General features: G+C 65.0%; 15 protein-coding genes. 6 read left to right on the top strand and 9 right to left on the bottom strand.

The window, feature by feature from the left end:
• Positions 1 to 140: 140 nt before the first annotated feature.
• From GGR89_RS16430 to GGR89_RS16415, 4 genes are all read right to left on the bottom strand, one after another.
• Positions 141 to 1,286 carry a TniQ family protein gene (locus GGR89_RS16430; RefSeq protein WP_066516440.1) on the bottom strand — a complete coding sequence of 382 codons (1,146 nt, stop codon included), beginning with the start codon at positions 1,284 to 1,286 and terminating at the stop codon, positions 141 to 143.
• 3 nt (positions 1,287 to 1,289) lie between these two features.
• Positions 1,290 to 2,213, bottom strand: coding sequence for a TniB family NTP-binding protein (locus tag GGR89_RS16425; RefSeq protein WP_042469221.1), 924 nt, complete (start codon positions 2,211 to 2,213; stop codon positions 1,290 to 1,292).
• Positions 2,210 to 3,892 carry a Mu transposase C-terminal domain-containing protein gene (locus tag GGR89_RS16420; RefSeq protein ID WP_053003297.1) on the bottom strand — a complete coding sequence of 561 codons (1,683 nt, stop codon included), beginning with the start codon at positions 3,890 to 3,892 and terminating at the stop codon, positions 2,210 to 2,212. Before GGR89_RS16420 ends, GGR89_RS16425 begins: the two co-directional genes overlap by 4 nt.
• A gap of 365 nt (positions 3,893 to 4,257) precedes the next feature.
• Positions 4,258 to 4,989: a Bax inhibitor-1/YccA family protein gene (locus tag GGR89_RS16415; RefSeq protein ID WP_030541305.1), complete on the bottom strand. Its 732-nt coding sequence runs from the start codon at positions 4,987 to 4,989 to the stop codon at positions 4,258 to 4,260.
• A gap of 347 nt (positions 4,990 to 5,336) precedes the next feature.
• Between GGR89_RS16415 and GGR89_RS16410 the strand changes: the two genes are divergently transcribed.
• The 5 genes from GGR89_RS16410 to gpmA all read left to right on the top strand — a co-directional run bounded on the left by GGR89_RS16410 (position 5,337) and on the right by gpmA (position 8,911).
• Positions 5,337 to 5,810: an Hsp20 family protein gene (locus GGR89_RS16410; RefSeq protein WP_030541304.1), complete on the top strand. Its 474-nt coding sequence runs from the start codon at positions 5,337 to 5,339 to the stop codon at positions 5,808 to 5,810.
• Positions 5,811 to 5,903: 93 nt separating this feature from the next.
• Positions 5,904 to 6,410, top strand: coding sequence for an Hsp20/alpha crystallin family protein (locus tag GGR89_RS16405; RefSeq protein WP_037486176.1), 507 nt, complete (start codon positions 5,904 to 5,906; stop codon positions 6,408 to 6,410).
• Between the two features lie 49 nt (positions 6,411 to 6,459).
• Positions 6,460 to 6,993, top strand: coding sequence for an NADH dehydrogenase ubiquinone Fe-S protein 4 (locus tag GGR89_RS22910; protein ID WP_082052514.1), 534 nt, complete (start codon positions 6,460 to 6,462; stop codon positions 6,991 to 6,993).
• Positions 6,994 to 7,032: 39 nt separating this feature from the next.
• Complete coding sequence (locus GGR89_RS16395) at positions 7,033 to 8,154, top strand: zinc-binding metallopeptidase family protein (protein WP_042469223.1); 1,122 nt, start codon at positions 7,033 to 7,035, stop codon at positions 8,152 to 8,154.
• A gap of 70 nt (positions 8,155 to 8,224) precedes the next feature.
• Entirely contained in the window at positions 8,225 to 8,911 is a 687-nt protein-coding gene (gene gpmA, locus GGR89_RS16390; protein ID WP_037486207.1) for a 2,3-diphosphoglycerate-dependent phosphoglycerate mutase, read from the top strand.
• Between the two features lie 159 nt (positions 8,912 to 9,070).
• Here gpmA and zwf read toward each other — a convergent pair whose 3' ends face one another.
• The 5 genes from zwf to GGR89_RS16365 form a co-directional block, all read right to left on the bottom strand.
• Positions 9,071 to 10,516, bottom strand: coding sequence for a glucose-6-phosphate dehydrogenase (zwf, locus tag GGR89_RS16385; protein ID WP_206434258.1), 1,446 nt, complete (start codon positions 10,514 to 10,516; stop codon positions 9,071 to 9,073).
• A gap of 11 nt (positions 10,517 to 10,527) precedes the next feature.
• Positions 10,528 to 11,514, bottom strand: coding sequence for a phosphogluconate dehydrogenase (NAD(+)-dependent, decarboxylating) (gnd, locus tag GGR89_RS16380; protein WP_042469226.1), 987 nt, complete (start codon positions 11,512 to 11,514; stop codon positions 10,528 to 10,530).
• A 16-nt stretch (positions 11,515 to 11,530) separates the two neighbouring features.
• Positions 11,531 to 14,335, bottom strand: a complete 2,805-nt coding sequence (locus GGR89_RS16375) for a bifunctional transaldolase/phosoglucose isomerase (RefSeq protein ID WP_042469227.1) — start codon at positions 14,333 to 14,335, stop codon at positions 11,531 to 11,533.
• Between the two features lie 2 nt (positions 14,336 to 14,337).
• Positions 14,338 to 16,410, bottom strand: a complete 2,073-nt coding sequence (gene tkt / locus GGR89_RS16370) for a transketolase (protein ID WP_042469228.1) — start codon at positions 16,408 to 16,410, stop codon at positions 14,338 to 14,340.
• 93 nt (positions 16,411 to 16,503) lie between these two features.
• Positions 16,504 to 17,436 (bottom strand): YfdX family protein, encoded by a 933-nt coding sequence (locus GGR89_RS16365; RefSeq protein ID WP_042469230.1) that lies wholly within the window; start codon positions 17,434 to 17,436, stop codon positions 16,504 to 16,506.
• 461 nt (positions 17,437 to 17,897) lie between these two features.
• Between GGR89_RS16365 and GGR89_RS16360 the strand changes: the two genes are divergently transcribed.
• Complete coding sequence (locus GGR89_RS16360; RefSeq protein WP_123905547.1) at positions 17,898 to 18,077, top strand: hypothetical protein; 180 nt, start codon at positions 17,898 to 17,900, stop codon at positions 18,075 to 18,077.
• Positions 18,078 to 18,080 lie beyond the last annotated feature (3 nt).

Below are 18,080 nucleotides of genomic sequence, written 5' to 3'. Positions count from 1 at the left end.
CGCTATGAGGAGGGCTCCACGCAGCCCCCGCTGCCGAAGGCGTTGTGCCATTTCTATCTTGCGGCGGAATGTGCCTTTTCTAACTGGCGGCAACACGGATTTGCTTTACGGTCGAAGCACTTAGACCGCTCTGGCGGCCATCATCCGATCAGCGACACCCGCTCGCGCTGGCGTTGCTCTTGCTCCGCGAGCCACACATGAAACTGCGCCAAAATGTCGGCAACGTCCAGCCCAGTTCGACTATGGTGCAGGCCAACCCGAACGCGCAGCGGTGCCGGCCAATCTTTGCAGTTCTGGATCAACATCGCTTGTACCCATTTGGGCGTGCTGGCGAGCAGCCATTCGAGCGAATGCCATTCGTAAGCGGGCCTCACGCCCGACATCAGGCGGCTGACCGGCTCGTCCGACAGCAGTGCGATGACAGCGCATGAGACGTGAGCACGATACGCAGGCGAGAGTTCGTGAAAGGGCTGCTCTTCCCAGGTTTGCGGGTCGTGATCGGGCATGTTTGACAGCAACGGGCTGTTGAACAGATTTATGCGGCTGGTGCGATTGATGTCGGGCGCCAGCAAGGCTCGCGTGAGCCCGTGCAACACGGCGAGGAATTGCCGAGCCGAGACCTGCCCTACCCCGGTCAGCGACGCAGATCTGCCGAGCAGCGCCTTCCGCAACTCGCCATCGAATGCGAACAGGAGGTTCAAAGCGCGGGGCACATCCTCCGACGGACATTCTGACGCGGGTTTCGGGCCGCTCCAATGGTTTGTTCTGAGAGGTACGCCGCAGTCGGTGCAGGTGAACTCGATCCGGCTCCGCCAGCTGAAGCGGGGCTCATGGTGGGGCTGACAGCGGCGGCAGAAGTCCTGCCGCCAAGTGCCGTGCCGGCGACAGAAGACGAGCGGGAGCGCCGCTTCGGCATCGAGGTAGGCGCCACCTGTGGCGTGGCCTTCGGCAAGGCAGACATGGCACCAGGCGAGATCGAGCTCGCCTCGCGCTCGCCCTTTTCCGTCGGTTCGTGGCAACCAGGCGGCCACCAGCCACGGCCAGCGGCGCTTCAGGGCGAGGCGCATGATCGCCTCCTGATCGACGCGGAGCCGTTGCGCCGCGGATTTCGCCTCCGACCCTTTCCATTCTACGTCCGCTCTGACCTTGGTGCCCGAACTGCCCGGGGATAGCTCCTGCCGCAAATCAGTGATGGACACCTCATAACAAGCGGCGATGCGCGCCAGCCAGGAGGAGATGAGCTCGTCAGGATGAGGCCGTGCCGCGATCGGCAGCGCGCCCGACACGGCTCACACTCTTCCCCTGGCCCGCGTTCGCGCTCGGCGCTGGGCAATCACCTTCATGCTGACCGAAGGCATCAAGAGGTCGTCGGCATCGAGGTCGCTGGCCTCGATGCATTCGCTGCCGTTCTCGATCGCACGAATAGCCAACGTCTCGACGAGGCGGAAGATGCGCCCGGTATTGCCGTCGGAGAGATCGAGTACCGACGTGCGGCAACGCTCCTCTTCCAGCTGTGAAGATCTCCGAAGCGGCAAGATCGCAGCTAGCGTGACCATCAACAGGCGGAACGCTTCGTCGTTCTGCCACCGAACCAGTTCGACCGCGTCGAACCGCTCGGCGAGCGCCGCGTCTGTGAGCAGCGCCGCCTGCGCCTCGTGGTTGCCGGTGCAGACGAGTGGGATCTGCAGGTCGTTCGCGAGATAGCGGAGCGTGTTGAGGAAGATGCGCTGCTGGCGCGGCGTGCAGGCCAGCATATGGTTGATCTCATCCAGAATCAGCATGCGAGCACCCACCTGCCCCATCAGCCGGCGAGTCAGGAGGCGCGCGCGCTGCGTGTCCCCCCGCGCAGCGAAGCCGGCGCGGAGCTTCTCGAGGACCTCGCCGTAGAACTCGCCGTCGGTCGGCTGCGGTGGCAGCTGGACGGCGACAACCGGTATCGTCGCCACACCGGTCGCCTCGTTGAACCCGCGCGGGTTCTCTGCCTCAAAGCGCTCCACGATGCGCGACTTGCCCATGCCGGTTTGGCCGTAGATCAGCAGGCACGGCATGCGCGTGCGCGGCGGATAGCGCAGCATCGCGTCCAGCGTCTTGCGCACCGCTTCCGCCTTCGGGAAGCCGAGCCACCGATCCTTGCGGATCCAGGCGATCCGGTCGGCGTCGGGCCAACGCGCGCGCGCGCGATAACTATCGGCGAGATGGAAGAGGTCGCTCATCGGGGCATCTCCTCGACAAGATACGGAAGCACCTTCTGATCGCCGTCCGTCCTCTCCTCTACCGCAGATGCGCCTACGGCAGGGGTTACCTGCTCAAGCCGGCGCTTGCTGCCACCCCTTGCCCGACGGGCGTCGCGCAGTGCCGCTTTGGTCCGCTGAAGCGCGAGCCGCGCGGCCTTGGTCTTGTGCGCCGCTTCCGCGACGATCAATCGCTGGGTCTCGACAGCCTGGAAGATCAGCGTCTCGTCGACAGCCTGCTGGCCGCGCTCCCGCAAAGTGCGAACCGCCTCCCTCTGCTCCCAGCGGGTGATCGCGGGACGCCGCAGATCGCGATAGGGCACCTCGAGGTGCTCGCCATGTGGTAGCTCGAGCCAGACGCGCGAAAGGTCGCGGGGATCCCACCGCACCGGCATCGTCTGCCCCGGCCGCGTGTACCAGCAGGATAGCGCATCATCCCAATAATGAGTGCGGAACAGCTCGATGCCGTGTGGTGTTACGGCGCGCAGCTCGCAGGGTAGAAAGTCGAACAGAAACGCGGCATCGTCGGCCGGAAGGCGGACCAGCTCCGGGCGTCGTTCCACCCCCTCGGCCCAAGCAAGGGCGGGCGGAATGCCGATCCCACGGTGCCGCTCCGCATGATATGGGCCGATGATCTGCGCGGCGAGCCAGACTTCCAGCTCGCTCAGCGTCATGCACGCCTCACCTTCCGCATCGTAGTCGCCACGCTCGGCGACGTTAGAGAATGTAGTTCCGGGTAGGAGGTGGACGGCCCCCATCATCGTGCCAATCAGCCGCTCGATGTGACCGCCAAAGTGCGGCCGACGCACCGGCCGATATTCGACCGCAATCGAGTGAGCTCGGCAGCCGCGCTTCAGCGCGTCTGAGCGGTGCTCGCGCGCGTTGTCGAGGTGCAGCCGATCCATGAGCCCCTGGCTGTCCCACGGTGCCTTCATGCTCCGCTCAGCCAACCAGTCCCGCTTGGGGAGAACGGCGTGCCGCATGCACATACCGACTGAAACAGCGGACGGCGCGAGCATGTGGAGGTGGAAGCCGGGCACGGTTCGGCTCGCCACGTCGATCATCAGCGTGAGCCAAGGCCGGCCGATAGGCTTGCGGTACAGGTCGTCGACAACGATCACGTCGACCAGCGTGTGGTCCGACTGCACGAGCTCAAGCGCGTAGTCCGCCTCGAGCACGCCTCGCGTTGGCTCCCACTTGTCAGCCGCTGACTTGGCACCCTGTCTGCGGGCCGTAACGATCTGAGGAGCGAGCCGAGCCAACCGGGCCTGGATCGCCTTAGTGCTGGGCACCTTGACCCCGATCTTCGTTCCTTCGTGTCGCAGCCAGCGGCGGAGCGCCTGAACGCTGGGCTTCTCGAGTGTGAGGTAGAACTCAGCGATGCCGCGAGCGATAAGATGCTCAGCCGCGGCCGAGAGCCGCTGCTCCCCCTTCTCCCTTCCTCGCGGTCGCGGCAGCAGTGACGCCGCAGCGGGCGAGGCTCGGTAGAGTTGCAGGAGCTTGTGGAAGCGAGCGCGGCCGAGTTCTAGCTGGACCATCGCCTGGGCGGCCACATCGCCGGGCACGCGCGTCATCGAGGCGAGCGGGCGAATGATCTTCTCGCGGCGATGCGCCTCCGCCCAGTCGGCGTCGCTCGCCGTCCTCAGGTCCGCGGTTCGCATGGCACGACGCCTCGGCTAGTCCCAGCTGGGCGATCGTCCGCTGTTTCGGGAACAATGTCCACTGTTTCAGGTGCAGGTCGTCGCTCAGCGGCAATCTAGCCGCGAGTCCACCCTTTCAGGAGAACCGACACCACCCCTGCCCGGCAAGCTCAAGTCTGTCCGATAAGAAAGATTATCGGACAGACTTCTGAGGTGGTGCCGTTGCGGCTGAGCGATCAGAATCCGATCGTCCAGCCGCCATGCTGAAGGTCGATCGCCTGACCGATGGAGCGGCCGTAGACCGCCGGACTCACCAAACAGAACAGCGCCTGCCGTCCACGACGGCGGCGCTGCCGAGCCTTCCGGCCCAACGTTTCAGAGCCGGATTATTCCTCCCGCTGCCCGAACAGGCTGAGCAGCAGCTGGAAGAGGTTCACCAGGTTCAGGTAAAGCGAAAGCGCGCCCATCACGGCCAGCTTTTCGGCTCGCTCCGACCCGGCATAAGCCAGATATTCGCTCTTCAGGCGCTGCGTGTCCCAGGCCGTCAGGCCGGTGAACACGAGCACGCCGACAATCGAGAAGACGAGCTGCAGCGTCGAGGAGCCGACGAACAGGTTGACGATGCTCGCGATCACGACGCCGATCAGGCCAACCATCAGGAAGGTGGACCAGCGCGACAGGTCGACGTTGGTCGTATAGCCCCACAGGCTCATGGCGGCGAACACGGCCGCGGCGCTGAAGAAGGCCAGCGCGATGCTGGTGCCCGTGAACACCAGGAAGATACTGGCCATCGATACGCCCATGACCGCAGCAAAGGCGAAGAACGCCGTTCGCGCCTGTCCTGTCGTCATGCGCTCGACCCTGAACGAGAAGAACATGACAAATGCCAGCGGCGCGAAGATCGCGACCCACTTAAGCGGCGTGCCAAAGATTGGCTGGTACAGCGCCGGCACGCTGGCGACGAGGAATGCCACCAGCGCTGTAATGCCGAGGCCGAGCGCCATGTTGCGATAGACGCCGAGCATGTGCCGGCGTAGGCCTTCATCATAGACGGCCGTGGTTGTGGCCCGGGCCGACGGGAAAGGCCGATAGGTATTCGGTTCGAAAATTCTGTTCATGCCTCACTCCATTGCTCCAATGTCAATGAGGCACTCGGCCGGCTCCACCTGGGAGCCCGCGATCCTGCACCGAGCGCACTCGATGCGGTCCGACATGACGATGGCGTAACGCCGTCGACAGAGGGGCCCGGTCCGCAGGCTTAATGTTGTATTCGCCCGCACCCGTTTCAAGGGCGGAGATGCTTGCGAAGTGCTTTGCTGACTTCGCTAAATTCCACTTGAAACCTCTTGAGCCGTTCCTAGTTTTTCGATTGCCGGACGCCGTTCGGGTCCGGTGGACATAGAGGGCGTCGGCTCTCCGTTTCCGACGCTTCTCATGCCCAGATTGCTCACAGGAGGATTTGGAGATGAGAACCAACTTCGACTTTGCGCCGTATCGGCGATCGACGGTCGGCTTCGACCGTCTGTTCAACCTGCTCGAGGCAGGTGCCCGCGACGACGATGGCTACCCGCCCTTCGATATCGTCAAGGAAGGCGAGGACAGTTACCGCATCACGCTTGCGGTGGCCGGCTTCCGCCCGGAGGACATCGAGATCGTCGCTCAGCAGAATCTGCTCAGCGTCACCGGCAAGCGCGCCGAGGATGACGGGAAGGGCGAGTATCTGCACCGCGGCATCGCTGCCCGCTCATTCGAGCGGCGCTTCCAGTTGGCTGATTTCATCGAGGCCGGCGACGCCCGGTTCGAGAATGGCCTTCTGTCGATCGCGCTGAAGCGCGTCGTCCCCGAGGCCATGAAGCCGCGCAAGATCGAGATCGCCGGCGGGACCGGCGACAGCGATCGGCTCGAAGCGCCCAAAGGCGAGAACAGCGCAGCGGCCTGATCGCGCGATAGATGTGGCTCCGCCGGCGCGCTGCTTCGGCGGCGCGGCCGACGGACCATGTCCAACGCCTGCCAGGAAAGGAGGATAATCATCATGGCAATTCGTGATCTCATTCCCTGGGGCCGGCAGGAGAGCCGCGCTCCAGAACGGACCGACGACAGGTCCGACCAGCAGCACCCGCTTGTGTCCCTGCACCGCGACGTGAACCGCCTGTTCGACGACGTCTTCCGGGGCTTCGGCGTACCGGCTTTGAGCGGCTGGGGGCGCAGCCTCGAGTGGCCGACGATTGAGCTTTCGGAGACCGACAAGGAGATCCGCGTCACCGCCGAGCTGCCCGGGATGGATGAGAAGGACGTCGACATCAGCGTCGACGACAATGTCTTGTCGATCCGCGGCGAGAAGCGCTCCGAAACCGAGGACAAGGAGCGCGGCTATTCGGAGCGGAGCTATGGTCGCTTCGAGCGGCATATCGGGCTGCCGCGTGGGGTCGAGCAGGACCGGGCAAGCGCGACGTTCAACAAGGGCGTGCTGACGATCGTCCTGCCCAAGTCCGCGGAGGCGATCGAGAGCCGGCGCAGCATTCCGATCAACGCAGGCTGATGAGACGTCGGGCAGCCGCCGTCGGCGGCTGCCCGTTTCGGAGGCGCAAATGGCAACACGAGCTGATTCTCTTCCACCCTACATTGCGACGCCGCGCGTGCTGGCTCCGCGCCTTGCGGAGTTTGCAAACGATAACGTCGCGAGCGAGGTGTCTTCGCCGTTTGATACGGCGTGGCGACGCTACGCAAGCGCGCTGCCGACGGACGCATTTGCCATCATCGAACCCGATCCGCTCGCCGGTCGGTCCGGCGGCCGCGCCCGTGAGGGTCGATGGCGGCTCCGTTTCCGCCCGCGGTCGCGCCCGTTCGTCGATCCGCTCACCGGCTGGACGGGAGGAAGCGACCCCCTCGCCCATCTGGAGCTCGGCTTCCCTTCGCGTGAAGCCGCCGAGGCTTATTGCCGGCGGTACGGCCTCTCCTACGAGAGCCGGGGCGCACCGCGACGGTCGGGACCTCGGCCACGGGAGGAGATGGCTTTCATCCCGGTAGGCGCGCCTACCTGCTGCATGCCTGCGGGTCCTCATCCCGTGTGCTGCGGCAACGCAACGTCGGAGCCGATCGAGGCTGCCCATGCGGACACCTGAACAAGGCTTGCCGTCGCGCAGGTAACAGGGACCCAACGCTTGGCATTCCCCTGCCCCAACTGCCGCCACCAGCTTCACTTGGAGGAAAGCGCCTGCCCGAGCTGCGCACACGCCGTTGGCTATGACTGGCGCATAGACGCCTTTCGTCATCTCGACCCCAGGGCGCGCGAGTGGCACGATGCAGAGGGATCAGCCGCCGCGGTAAAGCCTTGCGCCAATGTTCATTACGGCGCGTGCAATTGGCTGGCAGATGAGACGGGCGCTGAAGCGCTCGGTCCGACCCGAGCAATGTGCCGCGCCTGCCGGCACAATCGCATGATCCCCGATCTCGCGGTGCGCGGCGTCCTTCAACGCTGGCGGCGGATCGAGGAGGCCAAGCGGCGCATGATTCGCGGTGCGATCAAGCTCGGCCTGCCCCTCGAGACCAAGGCCGAGCGCGGAGACGGGCTCGCCTTCGATTTCTTGTACGATGCCGCCGCCGAGAACGGCTATGTCCCACAGCTTCTCACCGGCCATGCCGGGGGTGTCATCACGCTGAACGTGATCGAGGCGGACGACGCGGCGCGGGAGCGCATACGCCATCAAATGGGCGAGCCCTACCGCACTCTTCTAGGCCATTTTCGACACGAGATCGGCCACTACTATTGGTACCGGCTCGTCGCTGGGACCGACATGCACGATCCCTTTCGCGCACTGTTCGGTGACGAGCGCATCGATTATGCTGCAGCGGTCCAGCGCTACTATGCCGGCCGTCCGGCACTCGGCTGGGCTGATGACCATGTCAGCGCGTATGCAACTGCGCATCCCTGGGAAGATTTCGCCGAGACGTTCGCTCATTACCTGCACATCGTCGACACGCTCGGAGCGATGGCGGACTTCGGTGTGGGGCTGGAAGGCAATCGCGCACCGCACCCGGACATCGATGCGTATCGTGTTGCAACGGCGACGCTCGTTGAGCGCTGGATACCGATCTCCTTCGCGCTCAACGCGGTAAACCGGGCAATGGGGCAACCGGATCTCTATCCCTTTCGTCTCAGTCCCGGCGTCATGCTCAAGCTCGATTTCGTTAGCCGCCTGATCGCGCGGGCCGCGGGCCGTGAGGAAATCCCGGAGGGGTCTGAGCTGGCCGCGATGATCGCAAGCCTCGGGCACGGCGTGTGAAACCTGCGGGACGCCGGATCGCGGAGTGGAGAGACGTCCATTCAGCTCGTAATGCCCTTTGGAGAACCCCTTGCCCACGCTCGTGCTGATCCGCCACGGCCAGTCGGTCTGGAACCTCGAGAACCGCTTCACGGGCTGGTGGGACGTGGATCTGACGCGGCAGGGCGAGATTGAGGCGAAAGCGGCCGGCGAGCTGATGGCGGCGAAGGGGCTGGACTTCGACTTCTGCTTCACGAGCCTCCAGACGCGTGCGATCAAGACGCTCAACCTTGCGCTCGAGGCGATGGGGCGGTTGTGGTTGCCCGTCGAAAAGGACTGGCGTCTGAACGAGCGCCATTATGGCGGGCTCACCGGCCTCGACAAGGCAGCGACCGCAGCCAGGCATGGAGCGGAGCAAGTGAAGATCTGGCGCCGATCGTTTGACATCCCGCCGCCGCCACAGCAGCCAGGGGGACCCTATGATGTCACCGGCGATCGCCGCTACGCCGGCATCGCAATTCCGAGCGCCGAGAGCCTGAAGGACACGATCGGGCGCGTGCTGCCCTATTGGGAGGCAAGGATCGCGCCGGAGCTCAAGGCCGGCAGAAGAGTCGTGATCTCGGCGCACGGCAATTCGCTGCGCGCGCTGGTGAAGCATCTGTCTGGCATCCCCGACGATGAGATCCCCACGATCGAGATCCCGACCGGTGAGCCGATCGTGTATGAGCTCGCGCACGATCTTACGGCAACAGACCGCTATTATCTGTACGAGCGGTAGGGCGACTACTGAAATGCCACTCGGAGCCCGCCTGTCGCGTGGAGCCCAGCGCGGTGGCTGATCCAGCGTCAGCGCGGCTTGGGGCGATCCGAACCCTTCGCGGAAAATGGTGCCGGCCTTGTCCCGCCTCCCATTCTGACCGGAGTTCGTTCGCTCCATTTATCGACCCAATGCTTGCCATTGCCGGCCATCGCGGGCGATCAGTGCGTCGGCGGCGCGAGGTCCGGAAGTGCCTGGCGTATATTCCTCCAGTACTCCCTCGCCACGAGCCCAGGCGTCCAGGATCGGCTGCACAACGGCCCATCCCGCCTCGATCTGGTCAGCACGCTGGAATAGCGTCTGATCGCCCATCATCATGTCATACAGGAGGGTTTCGTACCCTGTCCGGTGCGCGACGGCGAACTTCTCTGCATAAGCAAAATCGAGCGCTACGGGGACCGCCTCCACTTGCGGACCCGGCCGTTTGACCAGGAAACCAAGGTCAATCCCTTCGTGCGGCTGGATCTGGAACACGAGCTGATTGGCCGGGAGATGAGCGACCGGGGTCTCCCGAAACGTCGCGTAGGGCACCGGGTTGAAAGTCACCACGATCTCGGTGTCCCGTGCGGCGAGCGCCTTACCCGTGCGCAGATAGAAGGGCACGCCGGTCCAGCGCCAGGTGTCGACCATGAGCTTGAGCGCCACATAAGTTTCGGTGGCGGTGTTCGGGTCCACGTGCGGCGTCTCGCGATAGGCGGGGATCATCTGGCCGTTGACCTGGCCGGCTGCGTACATGCCCCGCACCGCGTCGCTTCGCGCCTCATCCGGGGTAATGCGACGGACGGCCCGAAGCAGCTTTGCCTTTTCGTCGCGAATGACCTCGGCGTCGAAGCTGTTTGGCGGCTCCATTGCAATCATCGACAAAAGCTGCATCAGGTGGTTGGGAACCATGTCCCGGAGCGCACCGGTTGTGTCGTAGAACGCCCCGCGGGTGCCGATGCCGATCGCTTCGGCGGCTGAAATCTGGATGTGGTCCACGTAGCGGTGGTTCCATACCGCCTCCAGCCAGGCGTTGCCGAACCGCGCGACCAGGATGTTCTGGACGGTTTCCTTCCCCAGGAAGTGATCGATCCGGTAAACTTGGCTCTCGTTCACTCGCGACAGGATCCGCTGGTTGAGAGCCCGTGCGGATTCGAGGTCGTGACCGAAGGGCTTCTCGATCACCACCCGCCGAAAGCCGCCGTCATGTTCCTCCGTGAAGCCGGCGTCGGCGAGCCTGTCCACGATGACCCCGAAGAACTGCGGCGGCGTGGCCAGATAAAATGCCGCGTCGCCCTCGCCCAGCCGCTGCTTGAGCCTTTCGTAGACAGTCCCAAGCGTGAAGTCGCCGGGGAGGTAGCTGGTCCGCTGGCGCAATCGTTGCCAGCACTGTGTCTGCGGCGCGAACTCATCGAGGCTCACGCGCAGACTTTCATCATCGCCATCCCGAAGGGCTATGCCGATGACGTTGAGCTCTTCGCTCAAGAGTCCGTCGAAGCAGAGGTTGGCCAGCGCCGGAACCAGCAGCCTGCGGGTGAGGTCTCCTGTCGCGCCGAAGATGACGATCGTCGCCGGGCGCCCCGGCACGGTCACTCCATTCACTGCGGGATCTCGACATGCCCGCCGAACCCGAAGCGCATCGCGGAAAGCACCTGGTCGGCGAAGGTGTGCTCGACCCGGCTCCGATACCGGGCAAACAGCGCAGCGGTAAGGACCACAGCGGGAACCGCCTCTTCCATGGCCGCCTCGACGGTCCAGCGCCCCTCGCCCGAATCCGCAACCCGCCCGGAGAACTGCGAGAGCATCTGATCCTTGGCGAGCGCCGCCGCAGTGAGGTCCAGAAGCCAAGAGGATATGACAGAGCCGCGCCGCCACACCTCGGCGATGTCGGTGAGATTGAGAACGTAGCGCTCATCCTCGGGAAGCTTGCTGGACTGCTTCGACTTCAGAATGTCGAAGCCTTCGGCATATGCCTGCATCAGGCCGTATTCGATGCCGTTGTGCACCGTCTTGACGAAGTGACCCGCGCCGGCGGGCCCGGCGTGGATATAGCCCTTCTCCGCGCGCGCATCCTCTCCCTCATGCTCCATCCGGTTCGGCGTCCGCGGAATGGTGCCGATGCCCGGCGCGAGCGCGTCGAAGATCGGATCGAGATGGTCGACGGCCTCCTTCGGTCCGCCGATCATCATGCAATAGCCGCGCTCGAGGCCCCACACGCCTCCCGAGGTACCGACATCAATATAGTGGATGCCCTTGTCGGCCAGCAGCTTCGCCCGGCGAATATCGTCCTTGTAGAAGCTGTTGCCGCCATCGATGACGACGTCGCCAGGTTCGGCGATCGTGCGGAGGATCTGGATCGTCTTCTCGGTCGGCTCGCCCGCGGGCAGCATGACCCAGAAGACTGCCTCCGTGCCCAGCTTCTTCTTGATTTCCTCAAGCGAGTCAGCCGGCTCGAATCCTTCAAGCTCGAGTTCCGCCACCGCCTCAGGATTGCGGTCGAAGACCACTGGCTGATGTCCGGAGCGTTGAAGCCGACGGGCGATGTTGCCTCCCATCCGGCCGAGGCCGATCATTCCGATCCGCATATTTCCAGGCTCCCGCTCAATTCCGGAGTGCTTCGTCGAGCAATTCTTCAAGGTCGCTCAGACTGGCGCTTTGGAGGTGGGCCCGCAGGACGCGCTGGCCCCGGCTGGCGAGCACGTCGAGATCGCCTCGCGCTTGGGCGAGCTGGACCGTGCCGAAGCTGGCTTTACGTCCTAGGATCGGGACGTCGGGATCGGGCGTGCGGGTGATCTCGAGAAACACTCCCGAGCGCGGCCCTCCCTTGTACGCCTGACCAGTCGAGTGGAGGAAACGCGGCCCGAAGCCAGCGACGGTGGCGACGTGTCGCGCCTTCACGACCCGTTCGCGCATGCGTGCGACGAGAGCCTCGTTCGCCGGGTTGCGTTCGACGTAGAGAAGGAACCCTACATAATCGCCGGGGCCGGGACGCGCTAAATGGGTGCGCAGGATCTGGACCGCGTTGTCGCCGGAATGGCCTCGGTCGGCGGGCCCGAAGAAGGCCACCCTGCCATCCTCGAAAAATGGTGTCTCGGGCGCCAGGCTCCCGGTGGCTTCGTAGGCGTCGATCAGCACCCGCGTCCTGATCTTGGCATCCTCGACGTCGGGCTGGTCGAAAGGGTCGATCCCGATCACCGCGCCGGCGACCGCGGTAGCGATCTCCCAGCGAAAGAACTCCTGCCCGATCATCTCCTTTGACGAGAGCGCTATCCGCACGACCGGCTGGCCGGCGGTAACGAGCGCATCGGCATGGGCGTCGAGCCTGGCGTGATCGTCGCCCGAAAGCGACAGCAGTACGAAGAGGCGGTCCGATCCATAGTGCGCCGGCGGTACCGGCGGTTCCAGGTCGACGGGAACGATGCCCCTGCCCTGCTTGCCGGTGGACTCGGCCAACAGCTGTTCGAGCCACGCTCCGAATGCCCGAAGCGCGGGCGAGGTCAGCACCGTCACCTTGTCGCGCCCGCGGTTCGCCGCTTCCCCCAGGATCGCACCGAGCCGCACGCCAGGATTGACGGCGGGCGGCGCGTCGGGCGCGCAGCTCTGCACCATCGGCGCAACCCTGGCGAAGAACTCGGCCACGTCCATGCCCATCACGGCCGCGGGCACCATCCCGAAGACGCTGAGAACCGAATAGCGGCCGCCAATCGTTGGATCGCCCAGGAAGACGCCCGCGTAGCCATGATCGTGCGCGATCTTTGCCAGGCGCGATCCCGGGTCGGTGATGGCGATGAAGCGACTGCCGTCCTGGCCCGCCAGATTCCAGAAATAGGCGCGCAGCAGTTCCGGCTCCATCGTCGAGCCCGACTTGGAGGCAACGATGAACAGCGTGTGCTCGGGGTCGATCGCCGCCGCCACTGCGGCGATTTGCTTCGGATCGGTGGTATCGAGCACATGGATCATCGGGCTGCCGCTCCGCGGCCCCACGATCTCGGCCAAGACCTCCGGGCCGAGGCTCGACCCGCCCATGCCGAGGAGCACCGCGGACCGATACTGGGCTGCCTGAGCGCCGAGAGCTTTCAATGCCTCGGGGTCGATCTGCTCGCCCTTACCTGCGGCAAGCCACCCGAGCCACTTGGCTTCCTCGCCGCCGGTCCATAGCGTGGCATCGCCTGCCCATAGCCGTCTGGACCAGCTTTCCTGACGCATTCGCTCGAGCCGCGCCTCTACCGCCTCGTCGAGCTCCCGCGGCAGTGCCTCGTGCATGCTGTTCAGCCCGTCTCCGACAATGGCGGAGCGCTTGGCAGCAACGGCACCAAGGAGCGCATCGGCTGCGTCGGCGAACTGCTTCACGCCGTCTCGCACGAGCTCGTCCGCGACCGCTGGCAAGTCGAGCCCGAGACGGTCTACCTCGCGGAGAATCCGACGCGCGCTTTCCACTTCGGCGGTCAGGGACGGCGCGAGCGTGCCATGATCACGGAAGGCGTCCATCGTCTTGGGCGGCAAGGTGTTGACGGTTTCCGGCCCGATCAGGTTGTCTACATAAAGGGTGTCGGGGTAGCTCGGATCCTTGGTGCCGGTGGAGGCCCAGAGGAGCCTCTGCGGCATCGCCCCGCGCTCCGCGAGCGCCTGCCAGCGTTCCGAAGCTACGAAGCCGAGATACCATTGATAGGCGAGCTTGGCGTTGGCGATGGCGACCTGTCCGCGCAGTCCCGTAAGCGCCTCGGCCTCCGCGTCAGCGCTTTTCAGGCGTTCGGCAATTTTCCTGTCGATCGCGGCATCGATCCGACTGACGAAGAAGCTCGCCACGCTTGCGATACGGTCGATCGGCTGGCCTTGGGCGAGCCGTGCTTCCAACCCCTCCACGAAGGCCATCGCAACCGCGGCGTAGCTCTGCTGGCCGAACAGCAGCGTCACGTTGATGTTAATGCCATCTTCGATCAGCTGGCGGATGGCAGGGACACCCGCCTGGGTACCGGGCACTTTGATCATCAGGTTGGGACGGTCGATCTGTCGCCACAGCCGCTGTGCTTCCGCGACCGTCTCCTCGGTGCTCTCAGCGAGATAGGGGGAGACCTCGAGACTAACGTAGCCGTCCGTCCCGTTCAGCCGCTCATAGACCGGCTGCAGCGTGTCGGCCGCGTCTTGGATGTCCTGAACCGCGAGCGCCTCATAGGCTTGGGTGATGCTCGTGCCGGGCCGGCTCTGGAGAAGAGCCAGGAGTTGCGCGTCGTAGGCATCGCCATGCGCGATCGCCTTCTCGAAGATGGACGGATTGGAGGTCACGCCGGTGACGCCGTCTTCCTCGACGAGCCTTTGCAGCCCACCTTCCTTGAGGAAGCGGCGGTCGACAAAGTCCAGCCAGGGGGCCTGGCCAAAATCGTGCAGCTTCCTGACCCGGCTCGCCATCGTCACGCCTCCTGCAAGATCATCGAGCGCGCTGCCTCGACCACATGGTCGACGGTGAAGCCGAACTTCTCCTGGAGTTTGGCAAGCGGGGCAGACGCCCCGAACGTCGACATCGTGATCGTTCGGCCGCGAGCGCCGACATAGCGGTCCCACCCGATTGCGCCGCCCTGCTCCACCGCCAGGCGCGCCTCTATGCCGGGGGTTAGGACCAACTGCTTGTAGGCGTCGTCCTGCTCCTCGAAGCGGGACCAGCTCGGCATCGACACGACGCGTGCCCGTACGCCCTCCGCTGCCAGCTTCTCATAGGCGCCGACCACAAGGCTCAGCTCGCTCCCGGTGCCGATCAGGATGAGCTCCGGATCATCGGCGCTGGCAAGGATGTACGCGCCCCTCGCGACCCCGGCGGCGGCCGCATAGCGGCTCCGGTCGAGCGTCGGCAGCGCTTGGCGCGAGAGGATCAGCGCGCTCGGCCGACGGGTCTGGCGGACGGCAAGTTTCCACGCCTCGGCCGCCTCGTTCGCATCTCCCGGGCGGATGGTGTCGAGCCCGGGCGTCGCGCGCAGTGTCGCCAGATGCTCGATCGGCTGGTGGGTTGGGCCGTCCTCGCCGACCCCGATCGAATCGTGCGTAAAGACAAAGGTGACGGGCAGCTCCATGATCGCCGCAAGCCGGACCGGCGCTCGCATATAGTCGGCGAAGACGAGGAAGGTGGCGGCAAAGGGCTTGATGTAGGACAGCGCCATTCCGTTGGCGATCGCGCCCATCGCATGCTCGCGCACGCCGAAGTGCATCGTGCGCCCGCCAGGATTGTCCGCCTGGAACGAGCCGAAATTCTTTAGCTCGGTCTTGGTGGATGGCGACAGGTCGGCCGATCCGCCCACCAGCCAGGGCACGTTGCCGGCGAGCGCATTCAGCACTTTGCCGGCGGATTCGCGCGAGGCGACGCCCTTGGGATCCGGGTCGAAGCTCGGCAGGCCCGACTCCCAGCCCGGCGGCAGCGCGCCCTTGCGCATCGCGTCCAGCTCGGCCGCCATGCCGGGATAGGTCTCACGATAGCCGGCGAAGGTCGCCTCCCACTCCTCGCGCAGCCGGCGCCCGCGCGAGGCGATCGCCTCGTTGAAGTGCTTGGCGACGCCGTCGGGCACGTAGAAGGTCTTGTCCTCCGGCCAGCCATACGCCTTCTTGGTGGCGACGATCGCGTCGGCACCAAGCGGTTCGCCGTGAGCCTTCTCGCTGTCCGCCTTGGGGCTGCCCCAGCCGATGATAGAGTGGACGACGACGAAGGTGGGTCGGTCGTCGGTCGCCTTGAAGCTTTCGATTGCCCGCGCGAACGCCTCAGTATCGTTGGCGTCGTCGACGTGGAGCACGTTCCAACCATAGGACTCGAAGCGCTTGCCCACATCCTCGGTGAAGGCGAGGTCGGTATGGCCCTCGATGCTGATACGGTTTGAATCGTAAATCCAGCAGAGGTTGGAAAGCTTGAGATGTCCGGCGAGACTTGCCGCCTCGCCCGACACGCCCTCCATCATGTCGCCGTCGCCGCACAGCACGTAGACGTCATGGTCAAAGAGGGTGAAGCCATCGCGATTGAAGTGCTGGGCGAGCCAGCGTTCGGCGACCGCCATACCGACGGAATTGCCGCAGCCCTGACCGAGCGGGCCCGTCGTGGTCTCGACGCCGGTCGTCACCCGATACTCGGGGTGGCCCGGCGTCCTGGAGCCCATCTGGCGAAAGTTCTTGATGTCCTCGAGGCTAACCGCAGGCAGGCCAGTGGCCCTGCCTTCCGCATCGACCTCCTTGATGCCGGCGAGGTGGATAAGCGCGTAGAGAAGCATGGAGGCGTGCCCGACCGAGAGCACAAAACGGTCTCGATTGGGCCAGTCCGGCACGTTGGGATCGATCCGGAGGAACTGCGACCACAGCGTGTAGCCCACCGGCGCAAGCGCCATCGGGGTGCCGGGATGGCCGGACTGCGCCTTCTCGACGGCATCCATGGCGAGCGTACGGATCGTGTTGATGGCTAGACGATCGAGGGCCTCGAACGCGCCGCGTGCGGTGGCGGGCTGGCGCAACATGTTACCTCCCGTGGGGCGTTCGCCAGGTTGAACGCCCCTTGTGCTTGTGTTGACCAGCCCCCGCGCGGGAGACGATCGAACGCCGAGTGCTGCCTAGCGCGGGCGCTGGCTCGACCGCCTGGCCTCGTCGAACTTGGGACCAAAGGGATCGAGCAACCCCTTGGCGGATTGCGAGCCGGCGGTCTTACGCTCGAGATCGTCGACCGAGGCGATCAGGTCGGTCATCTCGCTGTCAGTGGCATAGCCCAGCGCTTTGCCGAGCTGGAGCTGCGTGCGGGCCGTTCCCAACAGCTGGCGCATGCGGGCGCTTTCCGCGTCGGTCCGCTTCCTTTTCTCGAGCAGGCTGCGCGCGTCCTCGAGCGCGAGCTGCGCGCGAACGAGAGGGAGCGGGATCACGATCTGGTCGATCACGATCGTGCCCAGTGCGGTCTGAAGGACCACCTTGGCCTCCTGCGGCTTGCCCTGGTGCAGCAGCGCGGCCGCCTGCTTGAGTGCGGCGGGGTAGGTGCCGAGCGGGAGCTTGCTGATGTTCACGACCGTTTCGGAACCCAGGTCGGAGATGAGCTTGCGCGCCAGCTGCAGGCGACCCTGCGCGATCGCGGCGCCCACCTCTCCGCGGATTTTCTCGACGTCGGCCGGGGTTCCGATCACGTCGTGCGTCACGACGCTCACATCGACCGGAGCGAGCGCAAGCGTCGGCGTGCGGGCGAGGACGATCTCGAGCTTGCCGGTCGCGCGCTCCAGCGCCGCGATCGCGTCGTCGTTCTTGTTCTGGTCGATTGCGGTCAATGCGTTCTGCGTCTCGCGCACCGCGGCAACCGCCTCGTCGACGAGCTTGTCCCGCTGCGCCTCGGGTGGATCGGTGGGCTTCGACTGCGCTTGGGCTCCGGCCGGCGGAGCCGCTTGAGTCGAAGGCTGCGGCTGCGCTTGCTGACTGGCTGCAGAAGCCTGGGCCGCCGCGGCGCTCGACCACGCCGAAATGGCGAGGGCGCCAAGGGCTGTCGAGATGATTAGGTGTTTCCGCATCGTCCATCCTCCGTTTGTGAGTTAAAGTTCGGATTTCACAACGCGTGCTGCCGAGTACGGCGAAGTGCTTTCGGACGGGATGGCAGTGCTTCGCTGCCCCTCCGAACCGGCAAGTTGTTGCGGCCTATCGTCGTCACTCGGCACCTGCTCTTGTTTGCAAAGCATCGCGCGAGCATTGCTATGGAGACGCCGTCTGCTAGCTGCGCTGACATATCTCAGCCCGGTTCCGGCAATCTCGCCGTCGTCAGGAAGCCGGCGCGCCGCTTGTTCTCGGCGCTGCGGAGCTTCCGGGTTCAGCCGACGACCCGCCGATTTGCCGCACGGCGTAGGGCGCAATCGCGCCCGTCAGAAGCATGGAGTCCACGAGAGTGTCCGAAATGGCTTAGGCGATGAGAGCGACGCCTGGGCCCGGTCTTCTCCGCGTGGTCAGCACGCGCTCTCGCCGCGGCAGGAGAGTTTCAATGCCTGATCTTGAACGCGCGATCGAAGCGGCGGCTCGTGCCCTTTGCCGTCTTGATGGGCACCCCGAGAATATCAAGTTCGAGGGAAAGCCGATGTGGAAAAGCTATCTCAGCGGCGCCAGGACAGCGGTTGAGGCGGCGATACCACACCTCCGGTCTGCCGATGATCAAAGCCCATGATCA

This window comes from Sphingomonas trueperi (genome assembly GCF_011927635.1).
Lineage (GTDB): Bacteria > Pseudomonadota > Alphaproteobacteria > Sphingomonadales > Sphingomonadaceae > Sphingomonas > Sphingomonas trueperi.
Note: the sequence above shows the minus strand (reverse complement) of the source record. Positions and strands in the feature narration are given on the sequence as shown.